Consider the following 23200-nt stretch of genomic DNA (forward strand, 5'->3'; position numbering starts at 1 on the left):
AAAATGTCTCCGATGACGTACCGCCAAATGCTCGCAAATGCAGCATAAAATGGACTCCGTGATTGACGGAGCCCAATGAATACAGTTTTATTATTTTATCTGTCTACTTGACGGGGAGCAGTTCAATCGGGAACAACAGCCCTCCTATGACCTGACTATTTCGTTGTCATCCTGCCTGAAGCCTGACTTAGGCTTGCATCAGGCGATTCAATTTATCGGAAAGTTCTGCTTTGTTCTTCAAGCCGACCATCGTTTCTGCCAGCTCACCATCCTTGAATAGAAGCAAAGTTGGAATGCTGGAGATGCCGTATTGTGCAGCCAAATCTCCGTTGTCATCTACATTGACTTTCGCAATGGTTGCCTTGCCTTCCAATTCTCCTGCCAATTCTTCCACGATCGGTAGCTGTACTTTACAAGGTCCGCACCAAGGGGCCCAGAAATCAACCAATGCGACACCTTCACTGACTTCCTGATTAAATGTTTCTGTCGTTAATGCTTTTGCTGCCATGGATAACCACTCCTTCTTTGTATGATGATAAGGGTGTGCAAAGCCACCCGTGATCATAAATACCTAATAGATTAGTTATTTATATTCCTATCATACTGATCATTTACTGCTTTGTCAACAGATCCTCCAAAATCTTTTACGAATAAGCCTTACTGGATGCAAGTGCTTTGTAAAACCTAGTGGATTAGGTATATAATGAAGTCAGGCAAACCAATCAGGTAGCCAATCTATATTCAGATGACATCTGACATCCTGTTGCGTACAAAGGTACGATATGTGAGGTGAAGCAAGATGAAGAACAATCTGCTGCTTCAGGCTGACCCCCAATTTGCGGTTTGTCTGAACACACAGATCAAGGAACAGTTGAAATGGCTCATCGGCCTGAATGAAATCAGGTCCGGAGAATTGCTCCCCCCCGCTGCACAGCTGGCGGATGTACTCAAGGTAAACCGGAATACCGTTCATTTGGTATATACCCAATTGCGGGACGAGAGAATCGTATCCATTCAAAAAGGACGCGGCACGGAAGTGCTGGATAATGAGCACGTTGCCAAGCTGCGGCGTGATCGCAAGCACATGCATGCCCTGATGGCGCACATGACCAATGAAGCCAAGGAACAGGGATTGTCATTGGAAGAGTTCGTCACCGCTGGCACCGCCTATATTCAATTATTCGAACCCGCGGCCGCACCGGGCATGCGCATTCTGTTTGTCGAATGCAAGGAACATGATTATGGTTTCTATCAGAGAGAAGTAGCCCGGCATACGGGCGCTCAGGTGGATTTCTTCTGTTTGCAGGAAGCGGAGAGCCAACCCCGGGAATGGCAAAAAGCCGTCCAGCAAGCCGATTGGATTGTGGCGACGCTTAATCATTCCGATGAGGTTCGGAAGCTGCTCCCCGGCAAGCAGCACATGCTGGTGACGATCGGAGCGACCGTAGATACGGCTGCCCTGCTGCAAATGGCCCAGTTAAGCCAAGGAGCCAAGGTCGTTTTTGCCTGTCTGGGCAAGAAAGGCGGTCAGTGGATGTCCGAGCGTGTCAAGGATGCAGGTCTTCACAATCTCGACTGTGTGCCGCAAGGCTGGAATCATCGCGAGGAGCTGCTGGCGCAGATGGAAAAGGCGGATACCGTTTACGCGTCCGGCGCAATCTATGAACAGCTGCATGAAGTCGCCCCCGGCAAGGTCAAGCTGTATCCGCTCGTCCTGGAGAAAAGCAGCGAGCGTTTGCTGAAGGAGCTGTCACACAAAGAGGAATTGAAATAACCAGCGTTCTATGAAGTAGCTGATGTCATCGGCAGGGTTATCGTGAATCGGGTGCCCTGCGGATGCTTCGTACATACCGTAATTCTCCCCTGATGCCGTTCCACAATCTCTTTCACAATCGCCAGTCCAAGGCCCCGGCCGTCATTAGCGCTGTTGCGTACCTTGTCTTGTTTGTAAAAGCGGTCGAAGATGTAAGGCATGTCTGCTGCATCAATGCCTTGTCCATTATCCTCCACTTCGATTTGCAGTTCTCCGTATATGTTCTGCTTGTCATTCAACAGAGGGATCTCATACAGCTTCGCATGCATATGAAGTTGGACCTCTCCCGGCTTGGCCGACACAAATTTGAGGGCATTGTGAATCAGGTTGGTGAAGACTTGATCCATCCGAAAGGCATCCACCCTGACCATAAAACTGTCTTCTATGGAAGGCTCAGTATCCTGCTCATTCGTCTTATACACAAAGCCCGCATCGACCACATCCAGCTCATAGCGATGGGCGAACTGCTTTCTAAAGGCTGAGATGGTCATCCTTTTAAAGTGAAAGGAAGTCTGTCCGGCTTCCAGCTTGCTCAGCTCAAACAAATCCTCAATGAGATGATGAAGACTCTTCACCCGCGTCTCGATTACCTTCAGATATTTTTGCTTGCGGTCCTCTTCCTCCACCACGCCGTTTTGCAATGCCTCCACATAGCCGGCAATCAAGGTGATCGGCGTCTTCAAATCATGGGAGATGTTGCTGATCAACTGCCGCCTTGAATATTCAACCATCGCCAGTTCTTCTGTGCGCTTCTCTACCTTGCGCTCCAGCCCGTCATTCATCTGCTTCAGCTCTGCTGACATGCTCTCCACCTTTTCGAATGCGCGGGAAAAACGACGGGCAATGATCAGAGACTGTGTCCCCATCCCTACGAATAACCCGAGCGAGGCAAACTCGCCCGTCGCAAAAAATTCATGATAGTACAAGATATCCAAATAAACAGTGGCGATGTAAAACAGCGCCCATACAAACTGAAGTCTTGCCCCTTCCCGCCTGCGCCGAATGGCAATGATCAGCACCATCAGCACATACAGGCAGGTCAAGACGGTGAGCCATTGATAGAGCCAGTTCCAAGCGGTAAAAACGCGCGGCGGCGCAGTCAGCACGAACAGGCCAAAGCCAACGCCAACGCTTTGGGACAATCTCAATACCTTTCGCGACATTTCCTCCGGGAACAACGAATAGGCAAAGGTCACCCCCAAGGGCAAGGCCACATAAAAGGTCAAATAATCGAGGCGCAGATACACATCCCACTGCACACCCGGAAACATTTGCATAAAGAAATTTTCACCCACTAAAATCGTCCGCAGCGCCTGCAGCAGGCAAAAGGCACCAAACCACATCGTTGACGGGTCCTTGCGGCGAAACCCGTACAGGATCAAATGATAGACGCCAATGATCATGAGCGCTCCGTAGAAGAAAAGATCCAGACCGAGGGCGCGCTTGTCTGCTCGCAGCAGCTCCTCATACAGACCCAGCTGCACGGGCAGCCAGAGACCGCCCCGCACATGCTCATAGTTAGCCGTCTGAATGATCACTTCAACCTGGCTGGATGGAGGGATGAAGAAACCGATGCGAGGGATGTAATGAGGCGTGGTATCCGCTCTGCTTGTGCCGATTGCCCCCGCTCCCGCTACAAGCTGATCCTCCACGTAGAGACGATAAGAAGTGGACATGGAGGGAATTTTCAACCCGTATTTCACACCCGCTTCAGGCAGCAGCAACTGCAGACGATACGTTCCGTACCCGTATCCCTGATCGATTCCATTCAATTCCTGCTGATTCCAGGACTTGGGCACTTCTATCCGCTCAGGCTGGGCTGCTCGCTCTGATAAGGTGTCCGCACGCAACAGCTCTTCACCATAAAAGCTCCACTCCCCGGCCATATTCACATGGCCATCCGCATGAAAATCCCATTCCCGAATATCCAGCACCCCATCATCGGCTGCAGGCATATCATCATGAGTCATCAGCATCGCTGAGCCGATCACCGCCATCACCAGCACGACCATGCCCACCGACGTAATAAATTGAAAGGTCCGTTTCATACTCATAAGCTATTGATTCCAGCCTTCCTTCCTTATTCCGCACCCTTCGCGTCCATGGAGTCATTGGAGTGCACGTGGCTCTGCTGTTTAATTCTAGTATACAGACGCAACTGGAATCGCTCGCTAAAATATTCATTAATTTTCATTTCAGTCAAGCCAAAATGCGAATATCCAGACAAACAAAGATGCTCGCATTTCAGACAGATGAAAATGTTCGCATTCAGGCAGGTGAGGTTACTCGCATTTCAGACAGCAAAAAAAAGACTGAAAATCGGTCTGTCTGCAACCGATTTCCAGCCTTTTCGATACGATTTTCCTGCCTCCATGCACCCTATTCGTTCGAAACCATAACCGTTCGTTTTTCCGCATCACTCTGCATCGCCAACTCAATCAAACGAATGGTGTTTCTGGCCTGCACCGCAGTGACCGCCAATTCCGCCTTGCCTAGCACGGCCTCATATACGTTCTGGTAGAAGAGCCGATAGTCTCCTGGCATGCTCTCGACCTGACCCCGTACAACCAGTCCGTGCTGCTCCATGTATACCTGTCCCCAAAGGGATTCTGGCTCTTGCCCCCATTGGGCATCCCCGACAGGAGAACGGCCTCCCTTGAGCGCTTCTTCCTGCTCATCCATGCCGTATTTGACAAACGATCCACGCTCGCCCAGCACCGTAAAATGCGGACCCGGCTGACTGACCAGCATGCCGGACTTGCAGGTGACCTTCAAATCGTCATAATGAAGGACGACCTCGAACTGATCGACCGTTTTCGCTCCGGTGCGCTGCATTCTTAAATCGGCCGTTACCGCAGTGGGCAAGCCAAACAGGCATTGGGCCTGATCGATGAGATGGGAGCCGAGATCATACAAGATCCCGGTGCCTGCTCCCTCTTTCTCCCGCCATGCCCCCTCTTTCAGCCAATTTCGAAAACGGTCATAGTGCATCTCGACTTCGACCAGCCGACCAAGCATGCCTGCCTCTACGATCGAGGACACCGTTCTGAAATCACTGTCCCAGCGACGGTTATGATGAACGGTCAACAGCCGCTCCTGCTGCTGTGCCAGTTCAATCAAAGCATCTGCTTCTGCTGATGTAATAGTAAACGGCTTCTCCACGACGACATGCTTGCCAGCGCGCAGCGCACGTTCCGTCAGTTCAAAATGCGACCCGTTTGGTGTACTAACCACCACGACCTCAATCTGCGGATCTGTAAAGATCTCCTCACTGTCCGCTACAATTTGCGCCTGCGGATAGCGTTGCTGACACTGTTCGATGTGCGCCTGATTGGTCGTGCGGATCTTGACCAGATCCAGCCCTTCCACGGCTTCAATAATCGGAGCATGAAATACCTGGCCTGCTCCTCCAAAGCCAATCAATCCAACGCCCACGCGCTGTTTCCCCATTATCCATTCCTCCCCTTCGCTCCTTATGAGCGATTCATATGTAGGATGAAGCCGTCTTCACATTTCGTTCAAAGCCCTTGTACCTCGTCCCCTGAAAGGTCAGCTTCCCCACATCCCCATCAATCAGCAAGCCGTAATCCTCTCCATCGACCATAAATTCCATCCGGTCTCCGCTCTCTACCTCGAACGTAACGAAGTATTGGGTATGAACGGAGCTGGTGCTATGTACATGCCCGTCGTGATGATGACTGTGACCGCCCCTTCTGCTCACATCGGTTCGTCTGCCTACCACCTTGGCCGGTATCGACAGCACGGGTTGATTATTGTTGTAGCGCCACTGCCCGACACCCTTTACAATGGAAAACAAGATCATAACGAAGAAGAGCACAAAGCCGAACATGATAATCATGAACATCGTCCGAAACAAACCATCATCCGGAAAAAAAGAATTCTCAAACCCCATGGACACCTCTCCCCCTCGTGAAAAATGAAGCAATTTTTCCCTCTCCCTAAAGTATTACGCATCACCGTTGTCCCATGTTTCGTTTTTGGTCAGGCAAATGCTTGATTTTGTCAGGAAGACTTCATATTCTTAATGACACATCCGTGGTTTTTTATCCATTTTTCCTTAGGGCTGTAACATTTCGGAGACAAATGCAGTCTATGATTATACCTGCGCAGATGCTTTATTCCATACCTGCAGGCGGTTCTGCATCCGATCGTTACAGTTCATTTATAATAGGGAGAGAAAATGTGATGAAACCCACTCGTTTATTCGTTTGCATGCTGTTTTTGCTTTCCGTACATACTGGATTTGCTTCTGAAAAAAATGCTGGATTTGCCTCTGAAACGTCTGTCATCATGCCCGTTGAAGTACAATCTGCGGCAGAGACAGGGTTCACGACCTATAAAGAAATGGCCGCTGCAAATCCTCAGGAATTTGGGTTTCGCACTGCAGATGATATTGAACAACTCTCTTTAGGAGAAGCGTATCCGATTATGGGTATAAACGTCAACAAAGTAAAAGACAAAAAGAATAGACATTTGAGCCATATCACTGAATCTTTAAATAGGTGGGATTTTATTGTGTACTTACATGAACTTCCTACCATTTTCTTGACTGTGTCGAAGCAACCCTCTGGTCATTATGTAATGACCGAGTTTGGAGGAAATGCAGAACATTTCAAAAAGGCCGTGACGGATTTCAAAAAAGAATTAGCGAGTAAAGTTCAGAAAGAGCAGGTTGAAAAGTTACATGTCGTTCTTTTCAATACTGAAAAATGGATATTCACAGAACTAGAAAACGGAGAAGAATTAGCAACATTCGTACCCGCCTCCACAGGGAACGATCAGGGTATTGAACTGCATCCATCCATGGAATACGTAAAACAAATCAAGCAAAATGTTGAAGCGAATCAAACGCTAATCGAAAATCAAAAATTCGTCTATGGAAGTACGGAAGGTCTATCTTCATCCAATGCTGCCTCAATGGTTGAACCTCAGTCATTTTCGCCAAGCTATCTATTGATTATCGCTGGTATAGGGGGGATCGGTGCGGTCCTGTACGTGATTAAGCGAAAAAGCCTCCCTCACTAATACATGCATCCCTTCTCCATACACGCTATGATGGCGAATGCAATCACCCGCCCGGCCTATGAAAATAGCAACCATTGACTTCGAAGTCCATACATCCTCGTGCAGGAGGGAAACCGCATGACCGTGAAAGCGGCGGAAATCAAGCAACTTTTCCCTCTCCCATAAAGTATTACGCACCACCGTTGTCCCATGTTTCGTTTTTGGTCAGGCAGATGCTTGATTTTGTCAGGAAGACTTCATATCCTCGATGACACTAATCTTGCCTGCGGGTTCCAGATAAGCCTCTTTTACCGTTGCCGGTGAGGCAATGCCTTTGGTTCGCAATTCCTGCATGAGGCTGTCCTCGGTCAAGCGAGCCTTGCGCAAGCCGCTCCTGATCACTTTGCCATGATGAATCACCCGGATTGGCCTGCCCATGACGACCTTTTCAATCCAGCTACTCTTCATCGCAAGGAAGCTCATGACGACCTGAGCCAGCACCAGCGCACCGATCGCCACGAGGGAAACAAACGGGTTCAATTCCTGGTCTGCCAGAACATCTCCGATCAGGGCGCCAATGGCGATCACCACGACCAGATCGAAATCGGTCAGCCTTCCTACTGATTGACTGCCCATGATCCGAAAGGCGATCATCCCCACGGCAAACATACCCAATGCCTTCACAAACGTCAACATGTAATCTTCCATGCCCATTGCTCCTTTCACAATCTTTTCCGAGTACCAGTATGCCCATATGTATACAAAAAAAAGACCACAGATCTCTGGACCCGTGATCCTGTTCCCTTCACAAAAAGGCCTCACCCGCGCTCCTGTTGCAGGTGAATGCTTACTTTGACAGACAGCGTTTGTTTTCCCCCTTCATACACCCCCTTGAGCGGCACAATGTCCAGGTAGTCTCTGCCGATGGCCATCCGAATATGCTGATTAACCGCATATTTGTGATTGGTCGGATCAAAGCCGACCCATCCAATTCCGGGGATGTAGACTTCCACCCAGGCATGCGTCGCCGAATCGCCTCTCATAGCGGCATCCTCGCCGCAGTATACGTAGCCGCTCACATATCTCGCAGGAATACCCCGATATCGGCAAATCGCCAGCATAAAATGAGTGAAGTCCTGGCAAACCCCTTTCCTCTTGTCCCATAAATCCTGTGCGGTTGAATGTACGGTCGATGTGCCTGCCTCATAAGAAAAATGCTGATAAATATAGCGGTTGAGCTCCTTCACAAACGCCAAGGGATGGCGGGATTGCTGCCAGATTGGCTCACTGACCTGACGCGCAGCCTCTTGATCCAGCTTCGTATAGGCGGTCGTTTGCAGAAATTCCGCATACTTCCCCTGAAAGCTGCGATTTCCGAAAAGCGCAAGGCTCTCCCGAAAACTCCAGGCCATTGACTCCGTCGGAACCTGCCTCGACAGTCGAACCACTGATCTCGTGACAATACGCAGTTCCTCATGCGGAACATGAATGTAAAATGTCTGAACCGGATTGTGCCAGTAGTCTTGATGATGGTATACCGTGGTCTGCGGATCAACCTCCAGCTCGTAGGAGAGGCATCGCTGCTCAAAGTCCTGAATGGGCATCATTCTGCATTTATTGATACTGCTTGTTACCGTGCTCTCATATTGATAGTGCGTGACTTGCTCGACCACGTATAGCATCAGCCATCAATCTCTCCCAAGTAGTAGGTTTTGCGAATCAGCTGCCCGATTTGATTACAGCTCTTTTGAATCATGCGGAAATATTCATGCGCGCCGATCTGGATCACCTCTTCCACCGACCCGTATTTCACATAGGCATGCAGCTTGCCAAGCTCTATGTACAGGCTGCGGTTATAAGGCTGAATCTTGCCCTGCTCCAAATCATCGAAAGAAAGCATCAACTGCTCGATGCAATAGCGAATCGAGCGGGGAAAGGTTTCATTGAACAGGAGAAATTCCACAACTTTCTCTGGTTTCAAATAGGAACGGTACTGCTCGAGATAGGCCTCGTAGCCGCTGGACATATGGAGAACAGACCACCAGTTATGATGTTCCACTATATCTGGATTCAGCGTGCTGATCGGTTTCTTATGGTAGTATATATCCAGAATACGCGCGGTTTTCTCTGCGCGTTCCAGCCACTTACCAAGCTTGATAAAGGTGTACGCATCTCCGCGAAACATGATGGCATCCACGATCCCCTGAAAGTGCAGCGATTGATCCTTGACCATTTGAAAAAATTGATGAATGCTGTCCATTTCCCACTGTTTAACCGGATACTCCTTCATGCGTAAAAAGAAAGAATTCAGCAGCTCCCACAACTCCTGCGGAATGATCCCGCGAATGGTGCGCGCATTCTCGCGGGCAATCTCCACACTCTGCAAGATGGAGTTCGGATTATCGGTAGAAAAAGTAACGAAGTTCATGACATCACGTGTGTTGCAACATTCATAAAGCTGATAATAGGGTTGCACATAGCCGTTAATACGCAAAATGGCTTCCCAGTTGTCGCCTTCTGAATCCCCGGAGGGATCGACATTTTCCAGCATACTCTCCAGATTCACATCAATCAGACGCGCATTGTTCTCCGCTCGTTCAATATTGCGCGCCATCCAAAACAACGAATCCGCTGCACGACTTAGCATATTACCTCCTCCTCCGCATAGGCTATTTTTCCAGTACCCAGGTGTCCTTGCCTCCGCCTCCTTGGGACGAATTGACGACAAGTGAGCCTTTTTTCAGCGCGACTCTCGTCAAGCCGCCCGGGATGACTCGGGGCTTCTCTCCCATAATGACAAATGGACGAAGATCAACATGACAGCCTGAAAATTCATCCTCTACAAAGGTGGGAATCCGTGAGAGCGAAATGGTCGGCTGGGCAATATACGCTTCCGGACGCCGTTTAATGGCCTGACGAAACGATTCCATCTCCTCTTCACCAGCCTCGGGTCCAATCAGCATATTGTAGCCGCCAGACCCATCGACAGGCTTCACGACAAGCTCGCTTAAATGCTCCAGCACATACTGCCTCTCATCCGGATCAGACAGCAAATACGTCTGCACATTATCGATCATCGGCGCTTCATTCAAATAATAACGAATCATGGCAGGCACATACGCATAGATCGCTTTATCATCCGCTACGCCATTTCCCATTCCATTGAGGATCGAAACATTCCCGGCCCGATTGGCATCCACAAGTCCGGCCACACCCAGCATGGAATCCGCACGAAATTCCAGAGGATCCAGGTAATCATCATCCAGTCGGCGGTAAACGACATCCACCTGCTTTAATCCCTTGGTCGTCTTCATATAGACTTTGCGATCCTGTACGAGCAGGTCTCGTCCTTCAACAAGGTCAATCCCCATCTGCTGGGCGAGAAAGCTGTGATCAAAATAGGCCGAATTATAGATACCGGGCGTCAACAGGACGATTTTGGGGTTTTTCTTGTGGTAAGGAGCAAATTCTTCTAATGCGGAGAGCAGGTAGGTAAACTGTTTTTCCAGCGCCCGTACCGCATAATGCTGGAACATTTCAGGAAAGACCTTTCTCATGCAGTATCGATTCTGGAATACATAGGAGAGCCCGGAGGGGTTGCGCAGGTTGTCTTCGAGGATGAAATATTTCCCTTGATGGTCACGAATGAGATCAATCCCGGCTAGAAAGATATGATTGCGATTGACAAAATGTTTCTGCGCCACGGGATGGCAAAAATAAGGACTGCCTACGACGAGCTGTCTTGGCACGACTTCATCGTGGAGAATTTGTTGATCGGTATAAATATCTTGCAAAAAAGCATTCAGGGCTCGAACTCGCTGAATCAAGCCTGCCTCCAGTTGGCACCATTCTTCCTGCGGAATGATATTGGGAACAAAGTCAAACGGCATGGTCCGCTCCATTCCCTGCTTCTCATCATTATAAACCGTAAAGGAGATGCCTCTCCTTAAAAAGCTCTGCTGGGCCAGCTCATTGCGATGCCGGCACTCGAAGTTGGAAAACTGGGCCAGCTGTTTGTAAAGCTGTTCATAGTGCGAGCGGGGACGGTCATTCTCCAGCATCATCTCATCAAAAAAATGCCCTACCTCATAATTCCTTAACATAGACGACCTCCTCTACCCGTGATGATCCCTCCATACATGATATGGATCAAAAAGGAAGAATATCAGCCTTCCCTGCAACTTTCTCTTGATCCGTATCTATTTTGACCTCCTATTGACTGGGAAGTCAATCTGCCTTATACTGGGGTTGACTCACAAGTCAATACATCCTCGTGAAGGAGGGAATGACCACATGACAGTGAAAGCCGTGGAAATCAAACAATTGACGAAGTTTTACAAAAAGAGTAGAGGAATCGAAGATGTCAGCTTTTCCATTGATCAGGGGGAAATTTTCGGGTTTATCGGACCGAATGGCGCAGGCAAGAGTACGACGATCCGAACCTTGCTGAATTTTATTTTCCCCACGAGCGGCAGTGCCGCCATTTTCGGCAAGGACATTGTATCGGAGACGAAGGAGATCAAGAAGATGGTCGGCTATCTGCCGTCTGAGGTTCACTATTATGACGATATGCGCGCACTCGATCTCTTGACTTATTCAGCCAAGTTCCAGCAATACGCACATACGCAACGCATTCAGGAGCTGGCTGAAAGGCTGCAACTTGACCTGCACAAGAAGATAGAGGATCTGTCCTTCGGGAACCGCAAGAAAGTCGGGATCATCCAGGCACTGCTGCATGAGCCCAAGCTGCTCATTCTCGATGAACCGACAAGCGGACTGGACCCGCTCATGCAGCATACGTTCTTCGAATTACTGCGCGAGGCCAACCAGAATGGCGCGACCATCTTCTTCTCCTCGCATATTTTGAGTGAGGTACAAAAGATGTGTGATCGCGTGGCCATTATCAAGGAAGGCAAGATTGTTCAGATCGACCACGTCGAGGCGCTGACCAAAAACAATTTCAAAAAAGTAAAGCTTGTGCTTCCAGACCATGAAGCAGACAATCTGTCGCTGGAAGGCATCATTCAGCAGCAAAAACAGGGTGATCAGTTGACCTTGCTGTACAACGGTCATATGAAGGATTTGATGATTCGACTGGCGGAGATGGATGTGAAGGACATTCTGATCGAGGAGCCTTCGCTGGAGGAAGTGTTCATGCATTATTACGAATAGCCCGTTCCATCACTAGCAGGTTCCACGAATAAAGGAGGTATTCCGAAACATGATCTATAAACGCGAACTGCGCAAAAATGTGAAATCCTTGCTCATTTGGAGTGTGATATTATGCGGACTGATCCTGATGTCCCTCAGCATTTATCCGCAATTTACGGAAAACAAGGATATGATTGATGAGCTGCTGCAAGCTTATCCTGAACCGTTCAAGGAAGCTTTCGGCATGAATGATCTGGACTTCGGATCTCTGCTCGGCTTCTACGGGGTAGAGATCCATTTCATGGTGGCGCTCCTCGGGAGCATTTATGCCGTCATGCTGGCATCGAACATCCTCTCCAAGGAAGAGAATGAAAAAACGATCGAATTCCTGCTGTCCAAACCGATTACACGCAGTCAGATTCTGACGGAAAAGCTGGGTGCGGTTCTCACCCACATTCTCATATTCAATCTGCTGATCATGATCGTCAGTCTGATCGGCTTTCAATTCTCCAGTGAGGATTATGCACTCTCTACGTTCCTTTTCCTCATTCTTGGTACGGTACTGATGCACTTGACCTTTGCGGCTTTGGCTTTTCTGCTGTCCAGCTTTATGCGCAAATCCAGAACCATTACCGCCGTATCGTTGGGACTCGTGCTCATCTCCTATTTTCTGAGCATTGTATCCGGTATGACGGAACAGCTTGAAGGGTTGAAGTATCTGAGTCTGTTTAAATACGTGGATGCCGCAGATATTATCAAGGAATCTGCCCTGAGTCCGTTATATGCCTTTCTCATGCTTGTTGTGATTGCAGCCAGCATCGGGCTCACGTATTCCACCTACCGCAAAAAGGATATCGCGGTGTAACGAAGGACAACGCATTCACCGAGCCTGTCTGGGCCCACCATCACCTGAAAGGAGGAATAGTCGGTGTACGAAGCGTTTGAAAAGCTGCCCGAAGAGAAACGAAACCGAATTCTGGCTGTCTGCATTGAAGCATTTGCTGAAACCGGTTATGAAAAAACGTCGACAGATATGATTACGAAACGCGCAGGCATCTCCAAGGGCATTCTGTTTCATTACTTCAAAAACAAAAAAAATCTGTATGTATACGTCATCAAGCATGTACACCAGTTCCTCGCTCACCGAATACTCAGTGCCATTGAACAGGTGCAATCGGCGGATTTCTTCGATCGGATCAAGGAGGTTATTCTGATCAAGCAGCGCATTCAGTTCGAGCATTTGCAGGAAACGAAGCTCGTTACGCATGCGCTGCTGCATCCTCCGCACGCCGTCAGGGAAGAGATGCTGCAGTTGCTCCAGCAGAACAAGGATCTGTACGGGCCGCCTTTTCTCGCCAAAATGCTGGATGCGAGCTTGCTGAAAGAGCATGTATCACCAGACCGCGTCCTGAACCTGACCATGATCGTGCTTGAGCAGGTAACCCAGCAGTATCTGAAGCTGCTGGAAAACAATGAGCTCAGCATGGAAGCCGTGCAGGAGCAGCTTATCCCTGAGCTGGATGCCTATATGGATATGATCAGGTACGGGGTGTATCAGGAACCGCGTTCCCCCGGCCCCGCAGCACCTCGTCTCTGATGCTTCATCCCTGAACATCCATCCGCTCCGCTGCAGCGGCGCTCCTCCCCTGTCCTGAACCATAGCCTAGAAACAGGAGGGGGATGCACAGCAGCGCACAGATCATATACATGAACGTATACGAGAAATAGTCGGCAATGGGGCCCATCACGACGCCGCTCATCGAGATCCCTAAGTCCGCTGAGGCAATGAACAGGCCCAGCAGGACATTTCGTTTTTCAGGAGGGAGCGCAAAGCTTAGATAAGTCGTCAAGGTCGGATAGAGCAGGGCCTGAACCAGTCCGGTCAGCAAGGCACCTGCATAGAAAAACAGGACACCGCCTGCTGCAGAAAGACTGACGCACATGGCCGCTGACGCCAGCATGACCATGACGAGCAGGATGAAGCCCCGGTGCCACTTCCCGTCTGAAGGGATTCGCTTGCGCAGCGTGAAACGGGACAGCACCACGACGCCGGCCTGAAGCATCAGAAACACCCCGGCATTTCCGGCAGCCAGCTCCAACGCATATAACGGAATAAAGGTACTGATCGAACCGAATACAAGCGAGGCAACCAGCATCAACAAGCTGCATCTGAGCAGCATGGGATGGTTCATCAGCTGCCGGAAGGACAGCCTTGCAGGAGCGGACGGCTTCGATTGCGATTGCGCTTCGGATGGCTCCGGGGAAACGTTACCCTCTTCCGGGCCTAATCGGGTCTGGAATCCGGTCAGCGTCGTCAGCAGCGCCAGCGAAATCATAACGATGGTGAAATACGTCATGCCGCTTTGCCAGATCGCCAGGGCCAATAGCGGCCCGATCATGCCCGGCACATAGGAAAACAGGGAATAGAGCGAAATCCCCTGTGACCGCTCTTTCTCCGGCAAGGCATCCATAATCCCGATCTGCAGCGCCATGGAGAAAAAGGCCGTGCATACTCCCTGCAGCATCCTGGCCCCTGCAAACCCTACCGGGCTGGTAAAGGTATACAGCAGCAGCGCCAGCGCATTGAGCAGCAGAATCAGCTTCAATACCCGGATCGCGCCATACTTCTCAATCATATAACCGGCAAAGGGACGAAAGAACATCGTCGTAAATAAGTAGGCGCCCATAATGAGTCCGATGCCTGTGTTGCTCACACCTTCTGAATGGCCATACAAGGGGATGAATACATTCAAAATGGCATTTGCGCTAAAGTAAAGAAAAACCAGCATATACAGACGCAAGAAAGGCAAGGATAAGGCTCCTCGCACACAATTCCCTCCTTTGGTTGACTCCATACAGTGAACACGAGTCCATGTTCTATCCCGTGCCCATCGCGTGGATGAGCTTTTGGGCATAAACCGATTGCACGTCTTTCAGTTGATGGGTTCGTATCTTCTCCACGACCTGACCTTGATGGAGAAAAAGCATGCTGTCGCACAAATAGGCGGCAGCCTGTATGTCGTGGGTGATAAACAGATAACTGATCCGCAGCGTCTGCTTCAAGTGCTGCAGCAAATGCAAAATCTGAATTTGAACGGTGGCATCCAGCGAACTGATCGCTTCATCTAGCAGGAGACATCTGGGCTCTGTCGAAATGGCTCTGGCTATACATACTCTCTGGGCCTGCCCACCGGACAGCTCATGCGGGTATCTCTTGCGGAAGGTGCGATCCAGTCCGACGACGGATAACAGATCATCGATCTTGCGGTCTTGCTCTCTCGCGGTCAATTTCTGCCTTCTCAAAGGCTCTCTGATTACTTGCTCAATCGAATAGAAAGGATTCATGGAGGACTTGTAATCCTGGAAAACCACGCTCATGCTGCCCGTGCGCGTTTTTCGATCACTTACAGACTTCCCGTCAAATAAGATACTCCCCTGATCCGGACGTTCCATGCCCAGAAGCAGGCGTCCCAGCGTCGATTTGCCGCTGCCGCTTTCTCCGACAATGCCGAGACATTCCCCTTCCGCACATTGAAACCGGATATCCTTCAGCACTTGCTGTCTGATCTTGGACCATTTGCCGCCGATCAGATAGGACTTGTTAACCGAATGTACGCTCAGCATGGTACGCCCTCCCCATCACCTGATGAAAATGATCAGCCAGCTCCAGCTTGGCAAAGACCAGCTGTTTGGTGTAGGCCTGTCTGGGACGATCGAAAATGTCGGCAACGGACCCTCTCTCTACCAGTACGCCATGCCGCATGACCAGCACATCGTCCGCTACTTGCCGCACCACACCCAAATCATGGGAGACAAACAGCAACGCGCATTTCAGCTCCTTCACAAGCCGGATGAATTGCTCTGCCACTTCCGCTTGCGTGACGGTATCCAGCGCTGATGTTGGTTCGTCTGCAATCACGAGATCCGGCTCCAGCAAGATCATCAGCGCAATCATGATCCGCTGCAGCATGCCGCCAGATAATTGATGCGGGTATTTCTTCAGGATATCAGACGGATGTTCTAGCTTGACACGTGCCAGGGCATCGCCAATTCTCTGAGTCGTCTCTGCCATCGACCAGCTGACATGTCCCTTCAATATTTCTTTTAATTGCGCGCCAATCGTGGCCGATGGCGTAAAGGCGCTCATGCCGTTTTGCGGAATCAGGCCCATTTTGCTGCCTCTCTTCTCCCTCATCTTGTGCTCGGGTAGATCATGCAGCGGTTCGCCAGCGACAAAGATCTGTCCCGACTGGCAAAGCCAGGGCTTGTTCAATTTCATCAAGGCTCTGCAAGTCACCGACTTCCCGCTGCCGCTTTCCCCGACGATAGCCAGACACTTTCCCCGCTCGATCTGAAAGGAGCTGCTATGCACAATCGCACGTCCTGTTCTGTCATCCTTAACATGGAGATTCTCCACCTTTAATACCGGCTCTGCACTCATTTGGCTATTTCCCTCCTGCCTGCTCGGTTGCTAGAAACTTGTCTCGGGTCAAGGGCAATCTGCAGCGCATCCGACAGAAAATGAAAGGCGGACACCACGACGGTGATGGCAAGGCCGGGTGCCAGCATGAGCTCCGGTCTCGTAAACATGACGGCTCGCGCTTCATTCAGCATCATACCCCACTCCGCCTGGGGTGCCTGAATCCCCAATCCCAGAAAAGAAAGTCCGGAAATCTGCAGGATCATCGAACCCATTGCACTGCTGGCCAGAACAGCAATGTCCGGCGTCGCAACGGGCACGAGGTGCCTGATCATAATCACCGCATCATGCGTACCGATCGCTTTGCTAAATTTCACATATTCCATGTCCGCATATTGCATCACGGCCGTTCGGATTACCCGGGCAAACCAGGCCCATTTGACCAAAATAAATGCGATCAGGATATGCGTAAGACCGACACCCAAAAGCCCCACAACCGCAAGGGTCGTCACATAGGCCGGGAATGACAGTACGATATCACACAGTCTCATCAGGACTGCATCCACCTTCCCTCTGTAATAGCCGGCCACAAATCCCGCCAACGCCCCGATGCCAACAGAAAGGAACAGCGCTGCCAGTACCCAGATGACGCTCGGACGGATTCCATAGATTAGTCTGGACATGATGCATCTGCCGAGATGATCATTCCCGAGTGGATAGCTCCAGGAAGCAGACGCATAACGCAGGTCGATATGGACGGCATATGGGTCATGCGGTGCGATCCATGGCGCCATCAGCCCGAACATCAGAGTAAGGACGAGAACCGAGCATGAAATTGCCGCCAGTTTATCTGTGGTGAACCTCCTTAACACTGCCATCACGCTTCTCGCATCTCCCATCTCTTCTCTCTAGTCTTTTGTCTCTTGTTACTTGTATCCCGTATATCTTCCTCATTTCGGGTTTACGACGGCATGAATCAGATCCGCGATCAGATTAAAGCAGATAAAAAACACTGCCATCAACAGTACATACGCCTGTATTAACGGAAAATCACGGGTCAATATCGCTTTGACACTCAAGCTGCCCAGGCCCGGCCAGGCAAACACATTTTCAATCACCACCGTACTTCCCATAATCGTCGGGATGGCCATGGCAAAGATCGAAATCGCCACCTGCATCGCATTCCTCAGCACATGCATCCTGATTCTCCATTCGGGCAATCCGCAGGCCCGCTGATACAGGACGTAATCCTCATTGATCTGGGCTAGAACGGATGTCCGTATATTTCGGAAATAGAGCCCTGCATAGGCGATGACGATAGAGGCTACCGGAAGGATATAGCTGGAGACGGATGTCATGCCGCTAGTCGGTAACAGATTCAACTGAACGGAGAGACCCCAGATCATCCATGCAGCCAGCCAAAACGTGGGCATGGAGGTGAGAAAAAAGGCCATGCCCCGAATCGACCTGTCGATCAGCTTTCCTTCGTGAAGCGCACAGATCAGACCCAGCAATACCGAGACGATCACCACGATCACAGAGGAAATGAGGGTCAACTTCCATGTATTCAGCAGTGCAGGCCACAGAAGGGACCAAATGGGTTTTCCAGTTACATAAGAATCTCCAAATTCAAGTCTTGCACTTGCCGCCAGCCAGTCTGCATACCGGTACAACAAAGGACGCTCCATCCCTAATTCCTGTCTGGTCTCGGCCAGCAGTTCTTCCGTAATCTCCGGCACCCCCTGGGCTTGCAGCACGACCTCTGCCGGGTCCATGGGAGAAAATTGAACTAACAAGAACGTGATAAATGAAACAATGAGCAGCATTGGAATGACAAGCAGCATCCTGCTCCAAATCTGGCTTCTCATATCCCGTCCCGTCTATTCAAAAGACATGCGCTCAAACGGCACTTCATATTGGGTCTGCTTAAAATCAATGCCTTTTAAATCAGAAGGCGCTACAATGACGACATGACCGTTGGAGATTGGAATAAATACCGCTTCCTCATGGACCATCGTCAGAATATCAGACAGTAATTGCTGCCGTTGCGGTTCCTCTACAGACTTCATCAAATCCTCAATTTTCTGGTAAAGCTCCTCCGCTTGCTTCATCCCGCTTGTCGTATGAAGATAAGAGGAAGCGGTCGTGAATGCCGCGATGGTGCTTTGCGGATCATAGGCCAGACCCCAGGTTTGGTTAAACAGCATGTCATAGTCACCCGTTGCTCTCCGGTTTGCAATGGACGTCGATTCTTCGCCTAATATCTCCAAGGAGAACCCGATTTGCTTGAGTGCATCTTGAATGAACTCGGCTTGCATCTTCTGGGACAAGGAATGGCTGTCATAGTACAAGGTCATGGACAACGGCACACCTTCCTTCGCTCTCACTTCCTCGCCTTCATTCTGCTTCCATCCAGCCGATTCCAGCAAGCTCTTCGCTTTGTCCAGATCAAACTCCCGTTTCTCCAGTTTGACCTCCTGACTCAGCACATTGGAAGCAAAGAGCGTGTGTGCGGTCGTTTCCGTCCCATTCAGTATGTTTGCCGTAATGGTATCCCTGTCAATGGCATGCCAGATCGCTTCCCGAACCGCTTGTTCATGAATCGGGTGACCCTTTTTACTGCTGTTTGCTACGATCATCTTCGTATTCATCGGCTCACTTCTCACGACCTGAAATTCGCCGGTGTCCGCCAATTGGTTCATCGCATCCACATCAATGCTGTCTGTACCGCGATCATCGGTGAACAAAAAGTTAATTTCTCCTTTTTGCAGCGCCAGCAAAGTCGTTTCTCCGGCTGGGAGCACTTTCGCGGTAATGCGATCCACCGACGGAGCGCCGCCCCAATACGCCGTATTTGCCTCAAACGTGGCGTACTGATCCACCACATGCTCTACAAATTGATACGGGCCCGTACCATGAAACTGCTCTACGCCGTCTTTGGTCTCACCGTCTACAAAATCCTTGGGCGAAAGGAACACATACGGTCTCGTCATCGACAGTTCCACCAGTGTCGGATAATACGGTTCTGTCAGGTTGAGTTGAACCGTATGTGTATCGATCACCTCACAGCTTGCAATGCGTGAGGACAATTTGATCCAGGCATGCCGTTCTGCATTCCGCTGCACAGCCTCGATATTTTTCTTAACTGCTTCTGCATCAAAAGGCTCACCATCATGGAAGGTGACCCCTTCTCTTAAATGAAACGTATATTGCTTGCCATCCTCAGAGATTTCCCAAGATTCGGCCAGCAAAGGCTTAATGCCTTCTTCCGTGTTCTCAACCAGGGATTCGTATACCATTCCTTGCGCCGGCATGGAGCCAGCGTACAAGTGCGGGTTCATATCTTGAATATCTTTTGCTGTCGCATACACCAGTTGGGTTTTTCCTTCGGCGTCCTGTGCAGGCTTGCTGTCTGATGAACAAGCCGACAAGGCGATCAGACTCGCACCGATTAAGGCCGTACATACCCATTTTCTATATCTGGCTCTATCTCTCCATGTCGTTCTCAATCTATTTCTCTCCCTTGATTGTGATAGATTTTATCATGCTGATTTCCTGTTCAAAGCTCTGGACGGTAAAAGCGCTCGACAACGTCTTGTTAGCATGCTGTCTGGCATAGGCCGTGATTTTTTGTTCATAGGTTTCAATAAATCGATCGATCGTCGGGCAGGGCACCTCCATGAAACGGGCAATGCCCTGTATGATTTTAATTCGATAGTAATCTTCCTTGGGCATTCTGGGCATATCCAGGCATCCCTCTGCATTCGTATAGATCGGACGGATCGGCACCGCTGAAAAGTCAAAATACCTCCCTTCCCCATCGGCCTTTGAAAACGGATCAATCAATAGAGAGGCGTACCGCACAAATAACAGATACTGCTGGTGAATAGGCGGCACATGCTCGAACTGCTCGATATCCGCTCTGGAGAGGCTTTCCTCTGGCACGGGATAATGATCATCAATCATAAACTGAAGCAGGTTCATACCGCGGATGTTCAAGCGGGACAACAGGTGCATGATTTCCTTCCACTGTGCACGCATATCTGCGATCAAACGCGGTGTAATCGGGCCTTCCGGATATAATTTGTACACGTACTTCCGGCTGTCTGCTTCCCCGAATATGGCGCGCAGCGAAAACTCATTCATGAACAGGGGCGGATGCACATACAGCGAAATATTTCGGGTTTCCGCCTCCAGCGGTGTGGCCAGCCTCTCTACCAACAGTCCTTTCTCTATGAACATCGCATAGAGCCCTTGCATCGATGCCGAGTCGGGTACGGTTGAGCCGAGATAGATTTTCTTCTTCACTCCGGTCGTGATCACTTGACTGGAGGGCTCCCCATCCAGCCATCTCGTATCACCCAAATAGCTGGAGAAGCTGATGATCTCTACCGAGCGGTTCACATTGGCGAAAAAGCTCTGGATGAGATAGTTCGAACCGAACGTAGGGGACAACAGCACCACGCACTGGACTTGTTCCAGCACCTCGTTGCTGATTTGCTCCAGCACCTCGATGTAAGCATCAGCCGTCACGGCCAGCACCAGCATATCCCATTGCCCCTGAATATCGGCATGACTCGTAAACGTTTCGTGTATGCCGGCGCTCCCCTCCATCGGTTGATGCTTCGGATTCTGAATATGAACCCGAACCATGTAATTCCCGGCTTCCAGGGAATGGAAGAAAGATGCCGCACGAAGAGAACGTCTGCCGGAAATGCCAATCACGCAGTCCCTGTCAGATTGAAAACAGACTGCCAGTTGAACGGATACGGGGCCGGTGCCAGCAATCAGGATTCGTTGGGATGAACGCAAGATGACCCCTCTTTCTGCAGCGTTTGATGCTGCTGCGCCTTTTCATAGATCGCGACATCAAAGATTTGATCCGGGTATGCCTTCCTGTTATCCATCCGCTTCCATTTCTGAGAATCGACCTCTTGGGACGGATAATTGAACAATGATTTCAACTGATCGCCATACCGCATGAACACAATCACATCGGGATGCGTCCACCTATGTAATTGATCGAGAATGTCATATTTTTCTTCAACCGTGGAACTGAAGATGATATGTGTCATTTCGCCAATCGTTTCAAGCTGATGGGCGGGTACCCTTTCCAGTCTGATTCCGAGATCAGGTCCCAGCCTGCGAATGACCTCCTGGCCAAGCATGATCGCCTCTTCATCAATATCAATCCCTGTCACGTGTGCGCCGGTTCGTCTCGCTATCAGAAGAGGGGTCATCGGAAACGCCCCTGAACCAATTAACAGCACTTTGGATGCTTCGTTAATGTTGAACAAGCCAAACTCATCCTCGATGCATGATTCAATCTCATGAAAGTAGTTTGCTTTCTCTGCCGCACCGCTAATGAGCTTCCATGCGCGAAGCTTTTCCATCATCGCCACACATTGACCCGACTTCCTTCGAAGTTCCAGAGCCAGTGAATTTGAATGAGGCGGCATGTCTGAGGCTTCTCGTTCCCATATTTCCTTGTTCTCTTCCTTCGTAATAAATGCGGCATACTGATCGATTAACGCCTCCAGCTCCGATCGACGTGTGGCTGATTGGGCGAAATAGCTTGCCAGTTCACTAAATTTGGTGAAATAATCTTGCAACGATGTTTGAAAATGAATAACTTGTGTCATTTCTTCACTCCCTTTCACGTTTTCATTTTTCTTTATCTCACCCTTATCTCACCTTCATTTCACTCTCCATCTCACTCGTCATTTCCCACGCTATCTCGCTCTCCCTTTCCTTCGCTATTTCACTAGCCATTTCACTAGCCATTTCACTAGCCATTTCGACAAAGGCCATACCCTGGGCCACAATCTCCACCTCTCCCCGAATAGTCAGAGAGGTCACATGCCCCTGCCCCCCATTCGCAGAAACCAGAATACGGCCTCCCGGCTGCTTGATGGAAGCGGTCATCTTCGATTGTGCTTTCCAGGCGAGGTAGGCGCCGACGGAAGCGGTACCCGAGCCGCATCCCCTTTCCCACACCAGACTGTCTAGCTTGGGCAAATAAATCAGCGGGAGCATTTCACGGGTCTGAGGCTGGTAGAGCATCACACCGATCATACTTGCTCCTGTGGTGATACCCGCCAGCCGGGCGATAGACTGCGCTCTCTTTTTCAGCCGTGCATCAAGTTGCTCGGCTTCAATCACCAGGTGCAGAAAATCCGGATACCGCACCATGCCCAACTCCAAATCCCCATCATCGTCATCTCTCATGATGCCCTGCTCAATCATCGTGGGTACCGGCATGCGAACTTCACAACAATATCGTTCTTCCATACGCTTGACCTGACACCGAATCAATTCCGGCGTACCGGACGACTCCAGATACACGTCCGCGATATCTCCCGGTCTCAATGCCATTTCACCCGCCAAATATGCGGCCAGCGACATGCACGCATTACCGCAAAACTCGTCTCCGGCCATGCGCAGACGGGCTACCGCCTGCTGTTGGAACAGCGGTTCAAAAAATCCGACCTGTTCCGCATGGACATGATTGTAGGACATGACCTGAGCAGCAATTCGAGGATGTTGATCAATCGGGTAGCGATTTTTGATCAAAATGGTCATGTTCTGTGACGGACTGCATTTAATAAACTCAACGGCCTGTTTCATTGCAGTGCCCCCTCACTCATTCTGCCATCAGAATTCATTATTCGTCATTAATCGTAAAGTTTACGATTAATAGCGGTGAGTAAATTATACCAAATACTGAGACTTCGTCAATACTGATTTTCATTCTCTTTTACTGAATGCCGCTTAGGAGCATTTACCGACTC

At 50.0% G+C, this 23200-nt stretch carries 22 protein-coding genes; 5 read left to right on the forward strand and 17 right to left on the reverse strand.

Features of this window, described 5'->3' with window-relative positions; translation table 11 throughout:
- Window positions 1-187: 187 nt before the first annotated feature.
- Window positions 188-565 carry a thioredoxin gene (gene trxA, locus ACFSUC_RS05430; RefSeq protein ID WP_379928471.1) on the reverse strand — a complete coding sequence of 126 codons (378 nt, stop codon included), beginning with the start codon at window positions 563-565 and terminating at the stop codon, window positions 188-190.
- Window positions 566-799: 234 nt separating this feature from the next.
- Here trxA and ACFSUC_RS05435 point away from each other — a divergent pair, with 234 nt between their 5' ends.
- Window positions 800-1774 (forward strand): GntR family transcriptional regulator, encoded by a 975-nt coding sequence (locus ACFSUC_RS05435; protein WP_379928472.1) that lies wholly within the window; start codon window positions 800-802, stop codon window positions 1772-1774.
- An 8-nt stretch (window positions 1775-1782) separates the two neighbouring features.
- Here ACFSUC_RS05435 and ACFSUC_RS05440 read toward each other — a convergent pair whose 3' ends face one another.
- From ACFSUC_RS05440 to ACFSUC_RS05450, 3 genes are all read right to left on the reverse strand, one after another.
- Window positions 1783-3867, reverse strand: a complete 2085-nt coding sequence (locus tag ACFSUC_RS05440; RefSeq protein WP_379928473.1) for a sensor histidine kinase — start codon at window positions 3865-3867, stop codon at window positions 1783-1785.
- Window positions 3868-4192: 325 nt separating this feature from the next.
- The gene (locus ACFSUC_RS05445) at window positions 4193-5263 is read right to left on the reverse strand and encodes an oxidoreductase (protein ID WP_379928474.1); all 1071 of its coding nucleotides are present in this window, start codon (window positions 5261-5263) and stop codon (window positions 4193-4195) included.
- Window positions 5264-5297: 34 nt separating this feature from the next.
- Window positions 5298-5726 carry a DUF2500 domain-containing protein gene (locus ACFSUC_RS05450; RefSeq protein WP_379928475.1) on the reverse strand — a complete coding sequence of 143 codons (429 nt, stop codon included), beginning with the start codon at window positions 5724-5726 and terminating at the stop codon, window positions 5298-5300.
- A 293-nt stretch (window positions 5727-6019) separates the two neighbouring features.
- Between ACFSUC_RS05450 and ACFSUC_RS05455 the strand changes: the two genes are divergently transcribed.
- Entirely contained in the window at window positions 6020-6859 is an 840-nt protein-coding gene (locus ACFSUC_RS05455) for a hypothetical protein (RefSeq protein ID WP_379928476.1), read from the forward strand.
- Between the two features lie 225 nt (window positions 6860-7084).
- On the opposite strand, the gene ACFSUC_RS05460 is transcribed toward ACFSUC_RS05455, so the two are convergent.
- The 4 genes from ACFSUC_RS05460 to ACFSUC_RS05475 all read right to left on the reverse strand — a co-directional run bounded on the left by ACFSUC_RS05460 (window position 7085) and on the right by ACFSUC_RS05475 (window position 10941).
- Complete coding sequence (locus ACFSUC_RS05460; protein WP_379928477.1) at window positions 7085-7546, reverse strand: DUF421 domain-containing protein; 462 nt, start codon at window positions 7544-7546, stop codon at window positions 7085-7087.
- 110 nt (window positions 7547-7656) lie between these two features.
- Complete coding sequence (locus tag ACFSUC_RS05465) at window positions 7657-8520, reverse strand: transglutaminase family protein (protein WP_379928478.1); 864 nt, start codon at window positions 8518-8520, stop codon at window positions 7657-7659.
- Complete coding sequence (locus ACFSUC_RS05470) at window positions 8520-9485, reverse strand: alpha-E domain-containing protein (protein ID WP_379928479.1); 966 nt, start codon at window positions 9483-9485, stop codon at window positions 8520-8522. Before ACFSUC_RS05470 ends, ACFSUC_RS05465 begins: the two co-directional genes overlap by 1 nt.
- Window positions 9486-9507: 22 nt before the next feature.
- Window positions 9508-10941 carry a circularly permuted type 2 ATP-grasp protein gene (locus ACFSUC_RS05475; protein WP_379928480.1) on the reverse strand — a complete coding sequence of 478 codons (1434 nt, stop codon included), beginning with the start codon at window positions 10939-10941 and terminating at the stop codon, window positions 9508-9510.
- Window positions 10942-11137: 196 nt separating this feature from the next.
- Between ACFSUC_RS05475 and ACFSUC_RS05480 the strand changes: the two genes are divergently transcribed.
- From ACFSUC_RS05480 to ACFSUC_RS05490, 3 genes are all read left to right on the forward strand, one after another.
- The gene (locus tag ACFSUC_RS05480) at window positions 11138-12010 is read left to right on the forward strand and encodes an ABC transporter ATP-binding protein (RefSeq protein ID WP_379928492.1); all 873 of its coding nucleotides are present in this window, start codon (window positions 11138-11140) and stop codon (window positions 12008-12010) included.
- A gap of 49 nt (window positions 12011-12059) precedes the next feature.
- On the forward strand, window positions 12060-12854 hold the full coding sequence (locus ACFSUC_RS05485) for an ABC transporter permease subunit (protein WP_379928481.1): 795 nt from the start codon (window positions 12060-12062) through the stop codon (window positions 12852-12854).
- 63 nt (window positions 12855-12917) lie between these two features.
- The gene (locus ACFSUC_RS05490; protein WP_379928482.1) at window positions 12918-13586 is read left to right on the forward strand and encodes a TetR/AcrR family transcriptional regulator; all 669 of its coding nucleotides are present in this window, start codon (window positions 12918-12920) and stop codon (window positions 13584-13586) included.
- A 4-nt stretch (window positions 13587-13590) separates the two neighbouring features.
- On the opposite strand, the gene cntE is transcribed toward ACFSUC_RS05490, so the two are convergent.
- The 9 genes from cntE to ACFSUC_RS05535 all read right to left on the reverse strand — a co-directional run bounded on the left by cntE (window position 13591) and on the right by ACFSUC_RS05535 (window position 23036).
- Entirely contained in the window at window positions 13591-14817 is a 1227-nt protein-coding gene (cntE, locus tag ACFSUC_RS05495) for a staphylopine family metallophore export MFS transporter CntE (RefSeq protein WP_379928483.1), read from the reverse strand.
- Between the two features lie 49 nt (window positions 14818-14866).
- A complete protein-coding gene (locus ACFSUC_RS05500) occupies window positions 14867-15613 on the reverse strand; it encodes an ABC transporter ATP-binding protein (protein WP_379928484.1) in 747 nt (248 codons plus the stop codon).
- The gene (gene cntD, locus ACFSUC_RS05505) at window positions 15591-16430 is read right to left on the reverse strand and encodes a staphylopine uptake ABC transporter ATP-binding protein CntD (RefSeq protein ID WP_379928485.1); all 840 of its coding nucleotides are present in this window, start codon (window positions 16428-16430) and stop codon (window positions 15591-15593) included. Before cntD ends, ACFSUC_RS05500 begins: the two co-directional genes overlap by 23 nt.
- Complete coding sequence (cntC, locus tag ACFSUC_RS05510; protein ID WP_379928493.1) at window positions 16427-17287, reverse strand: staphylopine uptake ABC transporter permease subunit CntC; 861 nt, start codon at window positions 17285-17287, stop codon at window positions 16427-16429. Before cntC ends, cntD begins: the two co-directional genes overlap by 4 nt.
- 72 nt (window positions 17288-17359) lie before the next feature.
- Window positions 17360-18277, reverse strand: coding sequence for a nickel/cobalt ABC transporter permease (opp1B, locus tag ACFSUC_RS05515; protein ID WP_379928486.1), 918 nt, complete (start codon window positions 18275-18277; stop codon window positions 17360-17362).
- Between the two features lie 12 nt (window positions 18278-18289).
- Complete coding sequence (gene cntA / locus ACFSUC_RS05520) at window positions 18290-19861, reverse strand: staphylopine-dependent metal ABC transporter substrate-binding lipoprotein (RefSeq protein ID WP_379928494.1); 1572 nt, start codon at window positions 19859-19861, stop codon at window positions 18290-18292.
- A gap of 58 nt (window positions 19862-19919) precedes the next feature.
- Complete coding sequence (locus ACFSUC_RS05525) at window positions 19920-21221, reverse strand: opine metallophore biosynthesis dehydrogenase (protein WP_379928487.1); 1302 nt, start codon at window positions 21219-21221, stop codon at window positions 19920-19922.
- Window positions 21197-22051, reverse strand: a complete 855-nt coding sequence (locus ACFSUC_RS05530) for a methyltransferase domain-containing protein (protein ID WP_379928488.1) — start codon at window positions 22049-22051, stop codon at window positions 21197-21199. The genes ACFSUC_RS05525 and ACFSUC_RS05530 overlap by 25 nt, the downstream gene beginning before the upstream one ends.
- 43 nt (window positions 22052-22094) lie before the next feature.
- On the reverse strand, window positions 22095-23036 hold the full coding sequence (locus ACFSUC_RS05535) for a diaminopimelate epimerase (protein ID WP_379928489.1): 942 nt from the start codon (window positions 23034-23036) through the stop codon (window positions 22095-22097).
- Between the last annotated feature and the right edge of the window lie 164 nt (window positions 23037-23200).

The sequence above is a fragment of the Marinicrinis sediminis genome (assembly GCF_042685085.1).
GTDB lineage: Bacteria > Bacillota > Bacilli > Paenibacillales > KCTC-33676 > Marinicrinis > Marinicrinis sediminis.